Origin of the sequence: Castellaniella sp. S9 (assembly GCF_027257175.1) — a bacterium.
Classification (GTDB): domain Bacteria; phylum Pseudomonadota; class Gammaproteobacteria; order Burkholderiales; family Burkholderiaceae_B; genus Castellaniella.
In genome coordinates, this window is record NZ_JAPFGD010000009.1 from 71,344 (window position 1) to 90,622 (window position 19,279).

Annotated in this window: 17 protein-coding genes and 1 pseudogene; 16 read left to right on the forward strand and 2 right to left on the reverse strand. The window is 64.7% G+C overall.

The features are described from left to right. Positions 1-55 precede the first annotated feature (55 nt). Positions 56-652: a Fur family transcriptional regulator gene (locus tag OOZ48_RS14975; RefSeq protein ID WP_269499697.1), complete on the forward strand. Its 597-nt coding sequence runs from the start codon at positions 56-58 to the stop codon at positions 650-652. Here the strand turns inward: OOZ48_RS14975 and OOZ48_RS14980 are convergent. Then, a complete protein-coding gene (locus OOZ48_RS14980) occupies positions 649-2,931 on the reverse strand; it encodes a TonB-dependent hemoglobin/transferrin/lactoferrin family receptor (RefSeq protein ID WP_269499698.1) in 2,283 nt (760 codons plus the stop codon). The two genes, OOZ48_RS14975 and OOZ48_RS14980, sit on opposite strands and share 4 nt — an antisense overlap. Positions 2,932-3,003: 72 nt before the next feature. Between OOZ48_RS14980 and OOZ48_RS14985 the strand changes: the two genes are divergently transcribed. From OOZ48_RS14985 to OOZ48_RS15005, 5 genes are all read left to right on the forward strand, one after another. After that, positions 3,004-7,152 carry a cobaltochelatase subunit CobN gene (locus OOZ48_RS14985; protein ID WP_269499699.1) on the forward strand — a complete coding sequence of 1,383 codons (4,149 nt, stop codon included), beginning with the start codon at positions 3,004-3,006 and terminating at the stop codon, positions 7,150-7,152. Beyond that, positions 7,149-7,817, forward strand: coding sequence for a hypothetical protein (locus tag OOZ48_RS14990; protein ID WP_269499700.1), 669 nt, complete (start codon positions 7,149-7,151; stop codon positions 7,815-7,817). The genes OOZ48_RS14985 and OOZ48_RS14990 overlap by 4 nt, the downstream gene beginning before the upstream one ends. A gap of 1 nt (position 7,818) precedes the next feature. Then, positions 7,819-8,421 (forward strand): MotA/TolQ/ExbB proton channel family protein, encoded by a 603-nt coding sequence (locus tag OOZ48_RS14995; protein ID WP_269499701.1) that lies wholly within the window; start codon positions 7,819-7,821, stop codon positions 8,419-8,421. Continuing rightward, on the forward strand, positions 8,418-8,777 hold the full coding sequence (locus OOZ48_RS15000) for a DUF2149 domain-containing protein (RefSeq protein ID WP_269499702.1): 360 nt from the start codon (positions 8,418-8,420) through the stop codon (positions 8,775-8,777). Before OOZ48_RS14995 ends, OOZ48_RS15000 begins: the two co-directional genes overlap by 4 nt. Positions 8,778-8,855: 78 nt before the next feature. Then, complete coding sequence (locus tag OOZ48_RS15005) at positions 8,856-9,755, forward strand: DMT family transporter (protein WP_269499703.1); 900 nt, start codon at positions 8,856-8,858, stop codon at positions 9,753-9,755. Positions 9,756-9,840: 85 nt separating this feature from the next. On the opposite strand, the pseudogene OOZ48_RS15010 reads toward OOZ48_RS15005, so the two are convergent. Further along, positions 9,841-10,002 (reverse strand): annotated as a pseudogene (locus OOZ48_RS15010) (superoxide dismutase); the annotation flags it as partial. 1,136 nt (positions 10,003-11,138) lie between these two features. On the opposite strand from OOZ48_RS15010, the gene OOZ48_RS15015 reads away from it, so the two are divergent. The 10 genes from OOZ48_RS15015 (at position 11,139) to OOZ48_RS15060 (ending at position 19,024) form a co-directional block, all read left to right on the forward strand. After that, positions 11,139-11,894 (forward strand): hypothetical protein, encoded by a 756-nt coding sequence (locus OOZ48_RS15015; protein WP_269499704.1) that lies wholly within the window; start codon positions 11,139-11,141, stop codon positions 11,892-11,894. Between the two features lie 119 nt (positions 11,895-12,013). Next, positions 12,014-12,226 (forward strand): AlpA family transcriptional regulator, encoded by a 213-nt coding sequence (locus OOZ48_RS15020; RefSeq protein ID WP_269499705.1) that lies wholly within the window; start codon positions 12,014-12,016, stop codon positions 12,224-12,226. A 43-nt stretch (positions 12,227-12,269) separates the two neighbouring features. Next, the gene (locus OOZ48_RS15025; RefSeq protein ID WP_269499706.1) at positions 12,270-13,145 is read left to right on the forward strand and encodes a ParA family protein; all 876 of its coding nucleotides are present in this window, start codon (positions 12,270-12,272) and stop codon (positions 13,143-13,145) included. Then, complete coding sequence (locus OOZ48_RS15030) at positions 13,129-13,389, forward strand: hypothetical protein (RefSeq protein ID WP_114470488.1); 261 nt, start codon at positions 13,129-13,131, stop codon at positions 13,387-13,389. The genes OOZ48_RS15025 and OOZ48_RS15030 overlap by 17 nt, the downstream gene beginning before the upstream one ends. After that, a complete protein-coding gene (locus OOZ48_RS15035; RefSeq protein WP_269499707.1) occupies positions 13,382-15,046 on the forward strand; it encodes a ParB family protein in 1,665 nt (554 codons plus the stop codon). The genes OOZ48_RS15030 and OOZ48_RS15035 overlap by 8 nt, the downstream gene beginning before the upstream one ends. A gap of 15 nt (positions 15,047-15,061) precedes the next feature. Beyond that, entirely contained in the window at positions 15,062-15,622 is a 561-nt protein-coding gene (locus tag OOZ48_RS15040) for a DUF2857 domain-containing protein (RefSeq protein ID WP_269499708.1), read from the forward strand. Positions 15,623-15,625: 3 nt separating this feature from the next. Continuing rightward, entirely contained in the window at positions 15,626-16,876 is a 1,251-nt protein-coding gene (locus tag OOZ48_RS15045) for an STY4528 family pathogenicity island replication protein (protein ID WP_269499709.1), read from the forward strand. A gap of 330 nt (positions 16,877-17,206) precedes the next feature. Continuing rightward, positions 17,207-17,986, forward strand: a complete 780-nt coding sequence (locus OOZ48_RS15050; protein WP_269499710.1) for a PFL_4669 family integrating conjugative element protein — start codon at positions 17,207-17,209, stop codon at positions 17,984-17,986. Beyond that, the gene (locus tag OOZ48_RS15055) at positions 17,983-18,510 is read left to right on the forward strand and encodes a DUF3158 family protein (RefSeq protein WP_269499711.1); all 528 of its coding nucleotides are present in this window, start codon (positions 17,983-17,985) and stop codon (positions 18,508-18,510) included. The genes OOZ48_RS15050 and OOZ48_RS15055 overlap by 4 nt, the downstream gene beginning before the upstream one ends. A gap of 73 nt (positions 18,511-18,583) precedes the next feature. Continuing rightward, positions 18,584-19,024, forward strand: coding sequence for a single-stranded DNA-binding protein (locus tag OOZ48_RS15060; RefSeq protein WP_269499712.1), 441 nt, complete (start codon positions 18,584-18,586; stop codon positions 19,022-19,024). Positions 19,025-19,279 lie beyond the last annotated feature (255 nt).

Consider the following 19,279-nt stretch of genomic DNA (forward strand, 5'->3'; position numbering starts at 1 on the left):
ATAATTGGTACAAGCAATTGATACGTTATAACATAGCATTTATGGGCTGTTCGACATGCTCGTATTCAAGCGAAATCCATGGCGCAGGCTCCGCGCACAAGGTTTTATGGAGGCGCTGTGGTTGACGGGCGGTCCGGCCGTCAAAAAGTCTGCCGCGTTGTACACTACCCCTATGGTCAACCCGCGTAAATCTTCCGCTAAAACAACGGCTTCGGCGTTCGCCTCGCAGCTCGAGGCGGCCCAGGCGCATTGCCGCGCCCGGGGTGGCCGGCTGACGGCCCAGCGCAAAGAGATTCTGGAGCTGCTGTTGCGGCGTGGCGGATCGGCCAAAGCCTACGATTTGCAGGACGATATGCGCGCGCGCCACGGGCGCGTGGCGCCCTCGACGGTGTACCGGGCGCTGGAGTTCCTGATGGACCAGCATCTGGTGCATCGGGTCGATGCCCTGAATACCTTCATCGTATGCAATGCCGAGCACACGGCGCATCATCCGCTGCTGCTGGTGTGCTCCAGTTGCGAGGCCGTCACCGAGCTGCACGACGACCAGGCCTACGAAGCCGTGCAAAAAACCCTGCGCCAGGCGGGCGGCGGCTTTGTGGAGGCCGAGATCGAGGTGAAGGGCACTTGCGGCAAATGTCGGGCACAGGTCTAGAACTCCACCCGCAGGTTTGCCGATACCGTCCGCCCGGGCGAGGTGTAGGCGGCCAGGCGCGGATCATTGCCGGTCAGGCCGCTGACCCGCGACCACTCGTGGTATTTGCGGTCAAACAGGTTGAACACCGCCAGATTGAGCGTGGCCTGCTTGCCTAGGCGCACATAGCCGGTCATGTCGACCGTGGTGTAGCCGGCGGTGGTCAGGGGCACCGGGGCGGTGGGGCCGGTTTGCGTCAGATCCTCATTGACCCGCTTCTTGGCCGAGACGAAGGTGCCGATCAGCTGGCCGCCGTACTGGGCGCCCGCCGCATCCCAGGCCAGCGCCGCGACCAGTTTGAAGGGCTGCACGCTGTTGAGCGGCTGATCGTTGGTGAGGTCATTGCCCATCGCCCATTGGGCCGCGCCGATCAGGCGCCACCGATCCTGGCTGTCGATCCATGGGTTCAGCGACAGCGTGCCTTTGGCCTCGATGCCGTAGATCTCGACCTCGCCGATGTTGCGCGACTGAAAGCGCCGGATGGCGCGCGGCCCGCCGCTCGCCCCAGACGGGATGTAGGCGATCATCTGGGTATCGATGAAGTCCTTGTACCGGTTGTAGAAGCCGGTCAGTTCGTACGTGCCGGCCGCGGACTCGCCGCGCATGCCCAACTCCACCCCACGGCTGTGCTCGGGTTTCAGGTCCGGCGCCGGAATGAAGTCGTGGATGAAAGTGGCCACGGGCACCTGACCGATCCGGTTCAACTGATCGTAGGTCGGCATTCTGAAGCCGGTCACATAATTCGCATATAAGACCTGTCTGGGGTGCCATTCGTAACTGAGCCCCAGGCGCGGCGTGAAGGCGCTTTCGGACAGGCCCACTGGTTGGCTGTTGGCCACGTTCGCGTTGGCAAACTCGTCATCGGGCTTGGGCGACAGCTTGTAGTAGTCGTAGCGCAGGCTGGGTGTGAGTTTGATGCGTCCATCGCCAAAAGCGATCTCGTCCTGGAAGAACAGGCCGATGCTGCGCACGTCGGTGTCCGGCGCGATCTTGCGCGGGTAGACGTCGCCGTCGATCACGTGGGTGGCGGGGCCGCCCGCGGCTGAACGCTGGCTGGCATCGTTGGTAAAGCTGATCGACTTATACAGCAGGTCAACGCCGGCCACCCAGCGGTGGCTCGTCGCACCCGCGCTCGCGTGGCCATCGATCTGGAGCGAACCCGACCATTGCGGCTCGCGGTACGAGAGCAGGGTGTCGCGCAGCAGGGCCGGCGATGCGCCTGGCGGCTGGCGATGCTCGGCGGTGCGCTCCTTGCTCGTGCTGCGCTGGTAGTCGATCTGGGCTCTGAGCGTATCGAACCATCCGGCCTGCGCATCCCAGCGATAGGCCAGCCCCAGGCGCGAGCGGGTGCTGTCGTCGTCCGCCGAGCTGCGCAGGATGCGGGTGCCTCCGGCGATCGGGCCGGCCAGCGAGTCCTGTTCGGTCTTGACGTTTTGCGTGTAGTACTCGCCGGTCAGTGTGAGGCTCTGAGCCGAGCCCAGATCGAGGATGGACTTGAGCAGCACGTTTTGCTGATCGACGTCCTGCGGGTTGGGGACGGCGCTGCTGTCGTTGTTTTCCAGCTCATGGCCTTTGCGCGCGGTCACCGAGAGCAGGTTCTGCGTGGGGCCGGCCCGAAATGCCAGGTTGGCGGTGGCCGAGCGGCTGTTGTCGGCGCCGTCGTAGCCGATCGAGGCGTTGCCGGCAAAGCCTTGTCCCTCGTCCAGAAAGTCGGTGGGCGACAGGGTACGAAACAGCACGACGCCCGCCAGGGCATCGCTGCCATACAGGCTGGATGCCGGGCCGCGCAACACTTCCACGCGCGAGAGCGAGGCTGGGTCAAGCTTGAGCTGGCCCAGATTGGCGCCGGCGGCCACGTAGCCGTTGGGCAGGCGCACGCCATCGACCAGCATCGCCAGGCGTTGCCCGCCGATGCCGCGCACCTCGATTCCGGCTTCGCCGCCCCGGCCGCGCGGCTCGCGCTTGACCGCAATGCCCGGTTCGTAGCGGAACAGTTCACCAAAGTCGGTGACGAGATTTTCCTGCATCTGCGCCTGGTCGATGACGCTGATGGTGGCCGGTGTGGTCAAGGCATCGCTGGCCTGCCGGGTGGCGGTGACCACCACGGGGGCCAGTTGCGTCGTGTGCGTGACGGACGTTTGAGCGTGGTCGGAGGAGGGACTTTGCTGAGCGTATGCGCCGCCCGAGAACGCGGCGGCGAGCGCCAGGGCGAGTGGCGTCCAGTGATGAGGTCGAGTCATGTGAGGCCGTAAGAGAGCGTTAGAAAATGCTATGTTATAACATCACATTATTGATGATGAAAAGAAGAACGCATGAATCGGACAAGAGGGTTTGATCGATGGGCGGCGCCATGGTTGCGCTCGCGCCGTCCGCTCGGCTGGGGCATGGCGGCGGCGCTGCTGCTGGGCGTGTTGGGGGTCGCATGGCACTATTGGCTTGCCCCTACGCGCGTGGCGCTGGTGAACTATCCGGACTTCCAGGCCGCGCGCATCATCCAGGCGCGCCCGAACGCCATGGTCCGCGTCAAGGCACTGAAAACGGAGCAGCTGGAGGACATCCGAGGCTATGACCTGGCGCTCGTCTTTGGCCGGGGCCTCAAATTGGATGAAGCGCAGCTGGCGCGCCTGCAGTCGGTGGCCGCGGCAGGCACGCCCGTGTATGTGGATGGCGCAACCGATCCGCGCCACGACGTGACGAACCTCGAGGGCGCCGACCTGGATGCGGTTTCGGGCTACTTGCGCAACGGCGGACGGCGCAACTATGCGCAGTTCCTGAACTACGCGCGTCGCGTCTTCGATGGCAAGCCACTGTTTTCCGCCGACGTGCGAGCGCCCGAGGAAATGCCTCGGGATGTGTTCTTTGGCCTGGATGAGGCGGCGGTCTTTACCGACTTCGCGGCGTTCCAGGCGTGGCGTAAGGACCAGCCCGGCTGGCAGGCGGGGCGGCCGCGCCTGGCGCTGCTGACCAGCGTGCCCGGCCCCTTCAATGCCAATCGCGAACACGTCGATGCGGTGATCCGCGCGTTCGAGGCCGAAGGCTTCAATGTGGTGCCGATTTCGGCGGTGGGCCGGCGCCTGGCGCTGTTGCAGCAGGTGGATCCGGCGGCGGTCGTCTACATGCCGCATGGCCGGCTGACCCTGGGCCAGGCTGACGAAGCCCAGGCCTGGCTCGCCCAACGCAATATTCCGTTGTTTGCGCCCCTGACCATTTTCAATGAACAGAGCGATTGGGAGGGCGATCAGCGCAGCTATGACGGCGGACTGCTGACCATGTCGGTGACGCTGCCCGAGCTGGACGGGGCGATCGCGCCCATGGTGATCGCCGCTCAGGCGCGCGATGCCAACGGCCTGAAAGTCTTTCGAGCCTTGCCCGAGCGCCTGGCGCGTTTTGCCAGCCTCGTGCGGCGCACGGTGGCGCTCAAGCACACCGCCAACGCGGACAAGAAGCTGGCGATCTACTACTACAAGGGACCGGGGCTCAGCGCGCTGACCGCCGGCGATCTGGAGGTCGTGCCGTCTCTGTACGCGCTGCTCACGCATCTGAAAGCGCAGGGCTACCGTGTCGAAGGATTGCCGGATACGGTCGAAGGGTTTGCCCGCTTGCTACAGCAGCGTGGACCGAATATCGGGCCGTACGCCAAGGGCGATTTCGCGGCCTTCGCGCGCGATGCGGATCCAGCCTTGGTGTCCGCCGCGCAGTTGGGGCAGTGGTGCGGCGCAAGCATCCCGCAGGCGCTCTGCGACCAGGTCGCCCAGCAGTTCGGGCCGGCGCCGGGTCGCTATCTGCGCATCGATGACCAGGTGGCCGTGGCGCGCGTCCCGCTGGGCAATGTCGTGCTCTTGCCGCAGCCCTTGCCCGGCATCGGTGACGATACCTTCAAGCTGGTGCATGGCACGAATCGGGCGCCACCCTGGCCTTATGTGGCTTCCTACCTCTGGACACGCCAGGTGTTCCAGGCCGACGCCATCATGCACTTCGGCACGCACGGCAGCCTGGAGTTCACACCCTGGAAGCAGGTGGGTCTGTCCGATCACGACTGGCCCGATGCGCTGATCGGGCAAACGCCGCACGTCTATCTGTACACCATGGGCAATGTGGGCGAGGCCATGATCGCCAAGCGGCGCAGCTACGCCACCATCGTCTCGCACCTGACGCCGGCCTTTCGCGAGGGCGGGGCGCAGGCCGACGCCAAGCAGTTGGCCGATCGCCTGCAGGCCTGGGACCATGCCGAGAATGCTGCATTGAAGGCGGAATATGCCAAAGACGTTCAGCGCGAGGCGGTGGCGCTGAAGCTGAACGAGGATCTGGGTTTCTCAGCGGATATGGCCTGGAGCCCCGAACAGCTGGCGAAGCTGGCCGATCATATGGAAACGCTGGAGCATGCCAAGATCATCGCCGGGCTGTATACGCTGGGCACCGCGTATTCGGTCGATGACCAGCACGGCTCGGCGCGGCTCATGGGGATCGATGCGCTGATACAGGCGCTAGCCGAGTTGGACGTGGCGCGCGGGGTGGTGACGCGCGCGCAGCTCGACAGCCCCGCCTGGCTGGCCGAGCACTATCGCGACCGGGCCGATGCGTTGATCACCGAGGTCAGCGCAGAAGGCGCAGATCCCGCGCAAGTCTTGGCCCGTGTTGTCAGCGACTCGGAACTGCAACGCGCACAAGCCTGGGAGCGTGCGCGACCACAACCGGGCGATGAGGATCTGATCACGGGTTTTGCCCAAGCCGTGCTGACCCTGCGCGATCGACTGCGTGCCATTCCGGGATATGGGGCACTGCTGGCCGACAGCCCGGCGCGCGAGCTGGCCGCGCTGGATAATGCGCTGTCTGGCGGCTACACGCCGCCTTCGTCGGGCGGCGATCCCATTGCGAATCCCGCCGCGCTGCCCACGGGCCGCAATCTGTTTTCCATCGACGCCGAGAAAACACCGTCCGAGCAGGCCTGGCGCGTGGGGGTGCGGCTGGCCGACCAGTTGCTGGCCGAACATCGGGCAACACACGAGGGCGCCTGGCCCCGGAAAGTGGCCTTCACGCTCTGGGCGGGCGATTTCATCCAGACCGAGGGCGTGGCGCTTGCGCAAATCCTTTATCTGCTGGGGGTGGAGCCGGTGCGCGATCCCTTTGGCCGTATCGCCAGCCTGCGCCTGATCCCGCAAGCCGAGCTCGCGCGCCCGCGCATCGACGTGGTGGTGCAGACTTCGGGCCAGTTGCGTGATCTGGCGGCATCGCGCCTGTACCTGATCAATCAGGCCGTGGCGCTGGCCGCCGGCGCGCGCGATGAGGACAACGCCGTGGCGCAAGGCGTGCGGGCCGTGGAGCGTGAACTGAAGGATAAAGGCCTGTCGCCGCTGGATGCCCGGCGCTTGGCCTCGGTACGGGTCTTTGGGGGGGTCAACGGCAATTACGGCACGGGCATCCTGGGCATGGTCGAGGCGGGGGACCGCTGGCAGGACGCCTCGCAGGTGGCCGGCACCTACTTGAACAATATGGGCGCAGCCTTTGGCGAAGGGGATTTGTGGGGCGCCTTCCAGCCCGGTGTTTTCCAGGCAGCGTTGGGCGGCACCGACCTGGTGGTCCAGCCCTTGCAGTCCAACACCTGGGGACCGATTTCGCTCGATCACGTCTACGAGTTCATGGGCGGGCTGAACCTGGCGGTGCGCGAAGTGACCGGCAAGGACCCGGCCGCCTACTTCAGCGACTTGCGCAACCCCGCGCGCCCCGTCATGCGCGAAGCGGGCGCCGCGATTGCCGTCGAGGCGCGCGCGACCCTGCTCAACCCCGCCTATATCGAGGCCATGACCCAGGGCGGCGCGTCGTCCGCCGAGACCTTTGCCGAAACCTTCCGGAATGTCTACGGCTGGAACGTGATGAAGCCCTCGGTCATCCGGCCCGCGCTGTGGGATGCGCTGTACGAGACCTACGTGCAGGATGCGCAAAACCTGGGCGTGCGCGAATTTTTCGAGAAAACCAATCCCTACGCCTTGCAGGAGATGACGGCGGTGATGCTGGAGACGGCGCGCAAAGGATACTGGCAACCTGGCGAGCCGGTGTTGCACTCGGTGGCCAGCCTGCATGCCGAACTGGTAGCGAAATTTGGCGCAAGCGGCACCGAGTTCGTCAACGACAACCAGGCATTGCGCACGTTCATTGCGCAGCGGCTCGATGCCGGTCAGCGCCGGCCCTACGAGGACCGTTTGCAGCAGGCCAACGAGGGCACCCTGATCGACATCGACAAAGGCGTGGTGTTGAGCAAGGAGGGTGGTGCCGCCGAGCCCGCACAGGCGGGGCAAGACAGCGACCAACCGCCTGCAAGGGCAAAGACGGATCGGGCCACCCCGTCGCCCGCCTGGCGGGGGTTGGCCATTCCAGCGAGCGTGGTACTTGGCCTGCTGTTGATGCTGGCGGCGGTCATTGCATGGGTGCGCTGGCGCCACGCCGCTGCGGGGAGGGGGGCTTGAACCTGGCCCAGCTTCTCGTGTTCATGCTGGCCGCCGTGTGCCTGGCGCTGGCCGCCGCCCAGATGTCGGCGCTGCGCCCGCGTGGCCTGATGGTGCTGGCGGTCGCAATAGGCGTGGGCGTGCTGGCGACGGGCGAGGTGGCCGGCAGAATCAGTCTGGCCGAGGTCGCCAGTTGGGTGTCCGACCCGCAAAGGCGGCTGGATTTGTCGGCACTGCTGCTGCTCGAAGCGTTGGTCTTTGGCGGTCAGGCGCTGGCGGTGGCTCAGGATGGAGCGCGCCTGAGGTGGCGCATCGTGGGTGCGTGCCCGCCGCCGTCCTTGCTGGCTATTCTGTTTTTTGGGCAGGTGGCGGCCATGCTCGCCACGGACGGCGTGGACTATGGGCTGGTGTCGTGGGTGTGCGCCGTGGCATTTGCCGGCTTGTTTGTCTTGAGCGCCCGCCTGCTGCGCTGGCTGTTGCCGGATCCGCTCATGCGCTCGGGCCTGCGCGTCGTGCTGCACATCACACAGGCGGCCATCGGGCTCTGGTTGGCCAGGCCCGCGCAAGCGCTGCCTGCGGAGCCGGCGCCCGCCCTGTGGGGGCGCCTGGGTATTCTGGCCGCCGCTGCATTTGTCTTCATGGCGCTGGGCTGGCTTTGGCAGCGCCGCTCTACCTGGAATCGATGAATTGGAACAGTTGATACACGCCCTTTCCTGGATCTCCGCCGCCCTGCAGGTGCCGGTCGTGGTCGCCATCCTCTATTTGCTCGCGCGTGGCCTGCTGGCCGCAGGCGGCTATTATGGCCGCTGGTCGGACCGGCTGCGCTGGCGCCGGCGCATCGGCGTGGACCGCGACGGGCATTTGCCCGGGGCGGACATCGATGCGCTCGTCGAAGGGCTGGATGGCGGGCGCGGCGCGGGCCGGCCGCTGCAACGCGCCGTGGCGGCCCTGCGGCTGGCACCCACCGATGCAGCCTGGCACGAACGGGTCATCACCGAGTTTGAGCTGAGTTCGGACCGGCAGTTGGCGCTCTACCGCAGCATGACGCGGATCGGGCCCTTGCTGGGCCTCATGGGCACCCTGATTCCGCTGGGCCCGGCGCTGGTGGGCCTGGCCGCGGGCGACATCAGCCTGCTCGCGCGCAAGATGGAAGTCGCCTTTGCCACGACGGTCGTGGGCCTGGTGATCGGCGCAATGGGATTCCTGCTGCACCAGAGCGCCAGCCGCTGGGCGCTGGACGACCTGTCGCTGCTGGAATTCCTGAGCAGCAAGCTGCGGGAAAAGCCGTGAGCCGGCGCCGCTCCATCCTGCGCGGCACGGGCGCAAACAGCGATGACATGGATCCGCTGGGCTTTCTCATCAACCTGTTCGATGTGGCGCTGGTCTTTGCGCTGGCCCTCATGATCGCGCTGGTTTCGAACCTGAAGATGGCCGATCTGCTCACCTCCAAGGACTTCACCATGGTCAAGAATCCGGGCCAGCCCGACATGGAGATCATCACCCGCGAAGGCGGCAAGGTGTCGCGCTATGTGGCCGGTGACGCCAAGGCGGGTTCGCGCCAGGGCGAACGCGTGGGCACCGCGTACCGGCTGGAGAGCGGGGAGATCGTCTACGTGCCGGATGGCTCGCCGCCTGCGGCGCAATAGGGCGGTCTCTGGCGTTGCGCCAGGTTTTTGGTCCGTCGTTGTGCCCGCGATGGGCGCGCAGGCAGTAGCATACGGGCCATGAACCAGCCGTCAGCCAAATCCGTTTCCAATGCATCTCCTCTGGCGGGGATCGCCTGCGTGTCCGCGGGCATCCTGTTCCTGACCTGCAGCGACGCCCTGGCCAAATGGATTGGTGATTATTACAGCCCGGTGCAGATCCTGTTCCTGCGGTCGGTGATTGCCTTGCCGGTGGTGCTGGCGCTGGTCCTCGCCCTGGGCGGGCAGCGCGCGCTGCGCACGCGTCATGTGGGCCTGCACCTGTTGCGCGGCGGGCTCAATATCATTTCGGCGTCGCTGTTCTATCTGGCCCTGCGGAGCCTGCCCTTGGCGGAGACCACCGCCATTGCGTTTTCCGCGCCCTTGTTCGTGACCGCGCTGTCCGTGCTGGTGCTGAAAGAGCGTGTGGACCGCAAGGGCTGGCTGGCGGTGGCGGCCGGATTCGCGGGCGTGCTGGTCATCGTGCGGCCTGGCGCCGACAGCTTCCAGATGGCGGCGCTGTTGCCGCTGGCGACCGCGGCGATGTATGCCGTCATGATGCTGAGCGCCCGAGGCATCAACGCCGCCGAGAGCATGCTGACGACGATGTTTTATATCGTGGCGGGCCAACTGGTGTGCAGCGCGCTTGCCGCCCCGGTGTTCTGGACGCCGCCGGCCTGGTCGCACCTGCCGTTCTTTGTCGGTATCGCTTTGTTCAGCACGCTGGGGCTGACCTTCATTACCCAGGGATTCCGCATCGGGCCCGCGTCGGTGGTTGCGCCCTTCGATTACACGGGCCTGTTGTGGGCAACGTTGCTGGGATGGCTGGTGTGGCAGGATATCCCGGATGTGCTCGACAGCCTCGGAGCGGCATTGATCGTCGGCAGCGGCCTGTGCATTGCGTGGCGGGAAACGCGTCCCGGCAAGAGGCGACGCGCCTGAGCGGCGTGTGCCGCCACGGCGGCAATCGTGGAAGACGGTTTTTCGTCGCCAGCGGGAATGTCGTGCGCTTCGGCGGGGCGGTTGCTCATGTGGCGGCCTGGTAGCGACGCGCCACCTCGTTCCAGTCGATCACATTGAAGAACGCGGCGATATATTCCGGGCGGCGGTTCTGGTACTTCAGATAGTAGGCGTGTTCCCACACGTCCAGCCCCAGCACGGGCGTATTGCCGTGCATCAGCGGGCTGTTGATTCGCGATAGCAGAATATTCAGAACGAAACCATCAAGCGCAAAAAAGCCCAGACCGAAATCTGGGCTCCAGAATGTTGATAAACCCCCTGTTTTTTGAACAGTGGGGTTTATTTTTCGGTCACATCTATGCGGATCGGCTGCTCGAAAGCCAATCCATCAGCCGCGAGTGCAGCTCAAAAAATGGACTCAAAAATGGCCTTAAATCGTGTGGCTGTAGGCGGACGCCGTGGATGTCACTGGACGAAAAAAAGGCCGAAAAACAAAGTTTTCGGCCTTCTTTCAATCATCTATGGACGTTGGTGGATGTCCATGGACGAAAATTCTGGAGCGGGAAACGAGACGTGCACTAGGCGCGTAAGTCGTTGTTTCCCGAACATTTTCTTCGCCGAGGTGGCCAGCGAAGACCTAAATTGTAGCCTATTTTTTCGTCCCCGCCAACAAGACCGTCCAAAGAGTTCCGCTGGCATCCATAGACCAACACTCAGCACACCAGACTCACACTCGTCACAACGTCGTCGGCGACGGCGACGGCGACGGTCTCGAACTGGCCGACCGTGCCCCTGCTCTCAGCTCCCGCATCCGCTACCGCGATGACGCCCAGGCCGATCCTCTCGGTGGCGGCCCAGTTCGGATGCCATCTACGAGCCGCATGCAACGCGCACTGCATCGCCCGTCTGCGCAAGTCACGCAGGACGAACGCGCGCCCTGGGCGTGGCGGGTCAGCACGCGATTCTTTGTCGGTATATCAGGATGACAGGGCGGGTATGACAGGCGTGGATTCGCTACGTTTTCCAAGACCTTGGACAACGACCACCATCTCGTCGCGCCTTGTGAAACCGCTGGCATATAAGGCCATACCGAGACAGGTTTGCAGAAGTCGCAACTTATTACGACGCTGATAGCGTGAGCGTCACTGTCGAGCCTATGTCCCGATGCTCGACCTTCTAGCGGCCGATGAATTTTTGCACATTGGGCACATTACAGCCACCAGTAAAGCGCACTGGTGAGAAGTGCTCAAGCACCCATGACGGATCGGGCCTCGGGGCTCGTTTCCTACACAGACAACTTCCCGACCACTGGGTCGGTGTCAAAGGAGTCGGCCATGTAGTTCTTCTCCTGGAAGGAGACGGAGCATGCACGAGAACAAGAATGATGTACCAACATCAAAGGTGTTCTACCGCCCGATCGAAGCGTCCATCCGCTGGGCTGGGCTGCTGCGATACGAGCAGGTGATCCTGGCCTCGGTGCTATCGCCAAGGAATCTGCCACAGTCGTTGGATTGCCCACGCTGGGGCGAACTGCGGCTATACACCGACCGCATCTACGACGGCATCCTCAATGGGGAACTGCCCTTCGGGCAGAACGGCATCACAATAAGCGATACCGCACTGATCGACTCCCCTGATTTGACGGTTCGCCACGTCGATCTGAAGCGCTGGATGCGCCAGCACTACCCCGAGCAGCGGCCCGGCTTTCTCTTCTCCCGCAGCGAACGCATCGCCCATCCCTTCATCTCGCTGGAGACCGGCCAAGCCATGCTGATCGAACGATTGGCCCTCAAATCCGCTCTGGAGCAGTGCAAGCGCCAAATGCGCGAGCTGCAAGAACAGCACGACGCGCTACTCAAGCAGTCCACGGTCATTCCCGCCTGCGCGCAATGCCCCATCAGCGACCGGGCCGAGGCCACCTACCTCCACATTATCGGCACCATGCTGGAGCTGATGCTCGGCCAATCCCCGTCGGGCACACCGTATTCCAGTTTCAATAGCCAGGAAGCTATCGCTACCGCGATGATCGCGCATCACGGCGAACTCATGGGCATTACCGATCGCACGCTGCAAGCCAAGTTTGCACAAGCCCGCCGCAAGCTGCGGGCCGCCGTTTCCTGATATTTGCAAACCCGAATCTGCGGTCACGGAAACCGCATTTACGGTGGCCTGAGACAGAAGTCGACATTTGAATAGGTGTCACGCCAACAAACGCCACTGAGCGTTCAGGAGTGACCGCCATGTCGCAAACACCTGTACTGCATCCGAACGAGCGCCGCATCCTGCGGCTGGATGAAGTCGAAGCCAAGTCTGGCTTCAAACGCGCCCACATCTACAACCTGATGAAAAAGCGCCAGTTCCCCCAGGCGCTGCGTCTGGGGGTGCGAGCAGTGGGCTGGGATTCGGTCGAGATCGACCAATGGATCGCCGAACGCCTCAACAATCGCACCTGAGCCGCTCTCCCTCGGAATTCCCTATCCCTAGACGGAGAGCGCCATGCAGGTTGTATCCATCATCTCGACCAAGGGCGGCGTCGGCAAAACGACCACCGCAGCCAACCTCGGCGGACTTGCCGCCGACGCGGGCTTGCGCGTACTGCTGCTCGACCTGGACGTGCAGCCCACGTTGTCGTCCTATTACGAACTGGCCCACCGCGCGCCCGGTGGCATTTACGAGCTGCTGGCCTTCAACGAGCGCGATCTCGACCGGCTCGTGTCCCGCACGAGCATCGCGGGCCTGGATCTGGTGCTTTCCAACGACCACCGAGGCGAACTGAACACCTTGCTGCTGCATGCGCCGGACGGGCGCCTGCGGTTACGCCATCTGTTGCCGGTGCTGGCGCCTCTCTATGACCTGCTGCTGATCGACACCCAGGGCGCGCGCAGCGTCTTGCTGGAGATGGCCGTGCTCGCCTCCGATCTTGCGCTGTCGCCCGTGACCCCGGAAATCCTTGCGGCGCGCGAGCTGCGGCGCGGCACCATGCAGTTGCTGGAGGACATCGCGCCGTACCGGCACCTCGGCATTGAGCCGCCGCCGCTCCACCTGCTCATCAACCGCGTCCATCCAGTGTCCACGAACGCCCGGCTGATCCAGCAGGCGCTGCGCGACCTGTTCCAGGACCATGCCGGCATATGCGTGCTGGGCACCGACGTGCCGGCCATCGAAGCCTATCCGCGTGCTGCGACCCGCGGCCTGCCGGTGCATCGCGTCGAGCATCGCCAGCCACCGGGCAGAGTTGCGCCCGCTGCGCTCGACACCATGCGCGCGCTCGCCGGCGAATTGTTCCCTCAATGGCAAAACAAATTCGCCCTCGTGTCCAGCCGTCCTCCACGTTCTATTGAAACAGGGAGGCCCCATGGCGAACGCACATGAACTGGCCCGTGGCCACAAGCGGCTGCGCGCCCTGATCGAGTTCGCGGTGAGCGAAGGCTGGCACGTCAAACGCACCCGGGGCGGACACCTCAAATTCACCAAGACCGGCTGCGCCGCCATCTACACCAGCTCGACCGCGAGCGATTACCGGGCGGATCTCAACGCCCGTGCGCAGATCCGCCGAGCCGAGCGCGAGGCCCGCATGGCCCGGGCCGCCAACGCAGAGGGATGCGGCCATGGCTGAGATGACCTCCCAGGACATGGCCGGCAAGCTGCTTGCCGCCGGGTTCGAGCGCAGCGGCCCATCGGCCACGGCCTTGAGCGACCCCATCGCCGACACCCCGATGGTCGTGACGCTGGACCAGTTGCGGCCCTACGACCACGACCCCCGCAAAAAACGCAACTCGGCCTACGATGAAATCAAGGCCTCCATCCGAGAGCGCGGCCTGGATGCAGCGCCCGCCATCACACGCCGTCCTGGCGAGGCGCACTACATCATTCGCAACGGTGGCAACACGCGGCTCGCGATCCTGCGTGAACTCTGGGCAGAGACGAAGGACGAACGTTTTTTCCGCATATCGTGCCTGTTCCGGCCGTGGCCTGCGCGTGGAGAGATCGTCGCGCTGACCGGGCACCTCGCCGAGAACGAACTGCGTGGCGGCTTGACGTTCATCGAGCGCGCCCTCGGCGTCGAGAAGGCGCGCGAGTTCTATGAAGAAGAAACCAGCACCACCCTGAGCCAGTCCGAGCTAGCCCGCCGCCTGGCCGCCGACGGCTTCCCCGTGCAGCAGTCGCACATCAGCCGCATGGCCGATGCGGTGCGCTACCTGCTGCCCGCGATTCCGACCGTCCTGTATGGGGGCCTCGGCCGCCACCAGGTCGAGCGGCTGTCAGTCATGCGCAAGGCCAGCGAGCGCACGTGGGAGCACTACGCGAAGGGCCGCTCCTTGCCGTTGGACTTCGACAGCTTCTTTCTGGAGGCGCTGTCGCAGTTCGACGCCCAGGCCGACGAGTTCTCGCCGCAGCGTGTACAGGACGAGTTGATCGGTCAGATGTCCGAGCTGCTGGGCATTGACTACGATCTGCTCGCCCTGGACCTGACCGAATCCGAGAGCCGTCATCGCGCCCTGGTCAGCGACCCAACCCCGCCTTCGGCGCCGCCGGCATTGCCTGAGCCTGGGCGCATCGCACGGCCGCCGATCGAACCGGCACCGTCCCCCGCTACACCAGCACCTCCCGCAGGCCATTCCGAGGCCGTACCTGCAAGGCGCGAAAACAATGCGGCCCCGAGCGAGGCATCCACGGCGAGCCCTGCGGCAGCGGCTGGCGATCTGCTTGCCGAGCACATCATCTCCCCGGCACCCACGACGGAGCGGCTCCAGTCCATCCAGCGCATGGTCGCCGACCAGTTGGGCGATGCGCTGCCACCCGACTTCTCGGCCAACGTATTGCAGTCGATACCCGTGCAGGCTGGTGGCCTCTATCCCATCTCGGACATCTGGCATATCGACCCTGGCCTCGACACGCCTGACCGGTTGCGCATCCACATCGCGCAGTTCGCGCGCGAGATCGCGGGCGAGGCCGACCTGGACGAGTGCGTCGAGGATCGACCTGACGGCATCGGGTTCGCGTGTCGTGCCCCGACTCAGGCTTCGTCTCCACTGGGCCGCGTCGTGCTCGGGCTGCTGGTTTCCCTGGCCGGTCAGCAGCCAGCCAGCGTCGGCTTGGACAGCAGGCAACTCGCCGCCGACCTGCCAACGGTGTTGCACGGCCATGGCCAACGTCATGACGACGGGGCGCAGCGATTGAGCGACACCGCGCTGGTCAAGCTGTTCCGGCTGCTGCGACTGGCCCGGCGCCTGTTGGATCTGGAGCCCGGCGCTGTCGGTCCTGGGACCTGAGCGAGGGAGACCAGCATGTCCGCACCGAACCCACTCAACCAGGCCGTCATCGCGCAGGCACTCTACGACCTGCGCAACGGGCAACTGCGTCGCTGCAAGGCGATGGGATTCGGCGAGGAAGAGTTGGATGCGCTCAAGCATCCGGCGCTGATCAGCGTACTGGCCAATGCCAACGTCTCCTGGTGCTCTGTCTCCGTGAACCGGGAGGTGCTCCGGCGATTGCTCAAACAGGCGCAGGACGTGGAGAAGGAGATCGCCACCGTCGATCGCATGCTGCGCCTGGGCGCCAGCACGGAAATGGTGAGCCGTTTCTATGGGTTGACGCATCAGGAAGTCGCGCTACGGCGCGAAGTTCTCGGCCTGCCCAAACGCAAGGGGCGCCATCCGGTTCTGGACGAGGAGCAGGACACCGAGCTGTGGCGGCGCTGGAAGGCCGTGACCAACAGCAGCAATGTCGAGCTGGAGGATGAGACCTCGGTTCTTGATGCAGCAATGGACCTCGCCGAAGGCATGGAACTGCCGCTGTCGGTGGTCTGGGCTGCGATCAAGAACTGGATCGATCAGGGATTGGGTTGAATCATGGCCGTGGACGACGCTGCACCACGAGCACCACGCCAAGGCCCGGTCGCCCTCGCTGATCTGTTCGACAGCGCGCTGAAAGACCTTGCACCGAAACCTCGCCCACCCGCGCCGGCTCCCGCCTTCGCATCCGCGACGTCTCCTGTGTCTGCAACCGGCGACGGTTTCCTGTTCAGTGGAAATCGGCACGAGAGCGTGCCGCGACGGCTGTTCCTCGACCGACGCCTGACGCCGCTGGAACGCAATGCCTGGCAAGTCTTCCGGATGATGCTCAACGAGGATGGCGTCACGGCGTTTCCGACGTATGAGCAACTTCGCCCGTGGCTCGCGTCAATGCCCTGCGCCGGACAGGCCTCCCACGAGACCGTGGCACGGGCGCTGACGCTGTTGCGCCTGACGCGCTGGTTGAGTCTCGTGCGCCGCAGGCGCGACCCCAAGACCGGGCGCATCCTCGGCAACCTCTACGTCCTGCACGATGAGCCCCTGACCCCGTTCGAGGCGATGCAGCTTGACCCGGACTACCTGCAGCTCGTCAGCCAAGCCCTGGGCCATTCGGCCAGGGCCGTTCAGGTCGTGGGCTTGCACACGCTCAATGAGATCGCCGAAGACCCGCTGCTGTCTGGCCGCATGCTGCCCTCGCGGCTGCAGGTCCTTGCCGAACGCCTCGCAAGCCAAGGCATTGGGTCGCAGGAGAGTTATCCACAGGAGGACACGGTTCACGATTCCGAAGAAGGGGCTCCGAGCCTTCTTCGGAGTTCTGATCGGCCCTCTTCGGATTCCGAAGTAGGGCCGAAACACGCAGCAGACGGCGCTCTTCGGAATCCGAAGCAGGACCGTACTGTACGTAGTAGTCGTATTAATGAAGTACGTACTACCGCGCGTGAGCGTGGGCAGGCGCGCGCGATGCCGGGAGTTCGTTTGCCTGATCGCTTTCTCGGCTTGAAAGATGAACAGCAGGCCGGCGCCATGGTGGCATTGCAGCAGGTCGATGCCCCGCTACGCCAGGCCGTGCTGGACGAATGGGCGGATCGCTGTCGTGGCAGCACCATCCGCAACCCGGCAGGCTACCTGTTCGGCATCATCCAACGTGCCATCCGTGGCGAGTTCAACGCATGGGCCAAGCAAGCTGGGTCAGCACCGCCACCTGCCCCTGCACGAGATGCACCGCCTGAGCCACCCCGCAATGTGGCTCCGCCCGAGGTAGCCCGGCAGCACATCGACCGGCTGCGCGACCTTCTGCGCAGTAGCTGAGCGCGACGAGCGACAAGGGCGTGAAGCAGACGCCCATGGCCGTCAGTAGAGCTATCCCCTGGGGATAGATGTGATGCAAGGCGTAACACCGACAGGCACAGGCTGGGTGCTTCTGTCCACGGAGCTGCAGTGGCGTCCGTTTCATGAGCGCCCGACCATCTGCGCGAGCAGCGCTCTGTGGCGTTTGATGGAGCTATCCCCTGGGGATAGCTCGCATTGCGGGCCGCCACCACGACGACAACCGGGGACCAGTTCATTTCGGTTTGTTGACTGACTGCCTTCCGCTGCGTGCCGATCCTGACCGCTCCTTTTCCCAAGCGAGCGGACACCATGGCAACCAACGAACCTCTGCAACTCAATCTCGGCTCTTTGCGCAGCGCGATGTCGCTGACGCTTCACACCCACCACGCCTCGCGCATCTGGCATGGCCGCGCCGCCGCCGAGGGACGACCCGGCATCGTCGGCCTGAACGGCTACATCGCCGTGATGAACAAGATGAAGCGCGGCTCGGAACAGGACGACCCGTACAGCGACTGGTGGATGTTGCGCATCGAGGAAAAGCTCGACCAGGCCAAGACCACGTTGCAATCGCTGCGCGAGCAGGTGGACCAGGCATTGGCCGGCGTGCCTGCGGCGTTGAGCCTGGGCGAGAACCTCAACGTGCAACCGGTGAAGCTCCCCTTGTTCGTGAACGCGCAGCTCGGCTTTGCCGCGGTCTATCTCCTGGCCGACTATGACGACATCGCCCGCAAGCTGATCCTCGCCCATCACACCGCACTGATCGATCGCTCGACATTGGAGCGCTGGCTCAACGAAGGCGCTCACACGCTGCGCAGCCTGTTCAGCCTGGCCCAGCAGTACCGCTACTCGGGATGCACCCGCGACGACTTCGCGGCCAAGAACGCCGCAGCGCGGGCGGCGCTGGAGAAGTTCGGCGACCTGCCGCAGGACGTGCTCGAAGGCGCTCGCCGCTCGAAGTTTGCGCCGCCCGTCGTGCGCCGCGGCCTGCAACAGCGCAGTGATAGCGCTGCCGCAGACGCACCTCCCAGCGACGAAGGCACTGCCGCCGATCCGGCCGAGGCCAGCACCGGCGAGGACGAACAGGCATGAGCGACCCGAACCGCGAACCTCGCTACTTCCGTGGTCTGGAACAGCCAGCCTTCATGCGGCTGGAACACGCGGCCTCTCTAAAAGGCCTTTTAAAGCCTTTTAAAGGTAAAGGGGACTTCGAGGCCTGGGCCAGCCAGTGCTTCGCCATGCGCGACGAGTTGATTGCCCTGGCGCAGCGACAGGTGCTGCCACAGGCGTGCGGGCATCCCTTCCACCTGCTTCCCATCGAGCTGGCCCAGCAGACCACTGGCGCAGGCACGACCTTTCTTCGCTGGCGCAGACACGACCGATCGGCCATGGGCGTGGCCCTGTGGCAGGAGCTGGTCGCCAGCACTAGCACGCCGGTCAACCTGCTGACCGATCTGCACGTGATCGAGTTGCAGCGCATCACGCTGAACATGCAGATCAGCCTGCTGCACACCTTGGGCAGGCAGGCGCAGGAATGCGCCAGCAAGGCGGCCGAGGCGGACGACGCCTACCTGCGCCGGCTCAAGTCCACCCCACCCGCAATGCGTGATCGGTGATTGCGCCAGACATCCCAGCACGCGCCCGGCGCCGACGAGGCACGGGTATTTCAACCACCACGGAGATATCAACATGAGCACACAATTCATCGGCGAGGGCAACATCGGCTCGCCTCCCGAGTACCGCGAATTCCCCAACGGCAACGACGATCCTCGCCGGTTGCTCCGGCTGAACGTGTACTTCGACAACCCCGTTCCCACCAAAGGCGGCGAGTTCGAGGACCGTGGCGGCTTCTGGGCGCCGGTGGAACTCTGGCACCACGACGCCGACCGCTGGCAGCAGCTCTACCAGAAGGGCATGCGGGTGCTGGTCGTCGGCCGCATGGAGCGCGACCCCTGGACGGACAACGAAGATCAGCCGCGTGAGACTTGGCAGGTCAACGCGCGCAGTGTCGGCATCCTGCCGTACCGCATCGAGTCCGCGACCCTCAGCCCGAAGCCACAGGAGGCAGAGCCGAAGCCCCAGGCCACCCAGGAACCAGCGGCACCGAAGGAAACGAAGCGCAGGAAGTGACCCTACATGGAGGGCGGCTGCTGCAGTGCTTCGCCGCCCTCCATGCGCTGCGAACTATCCCCAGGGGATAGCTCCACCAACGTCCACCGACTTCCAGGCGCTCCCGGAAATCGTGGCTATCGGCCCGCACACGTCCGGCCACGCGCCTTCCTCCGCACACGCCATTTCATCCCGTGAAAGCGGTCGCCACCGCATGCAGCTTGTTTGCTGCTGCCCTCAGTGGTGCTTGGCATCCTCGATCCCAGCAACTCCATG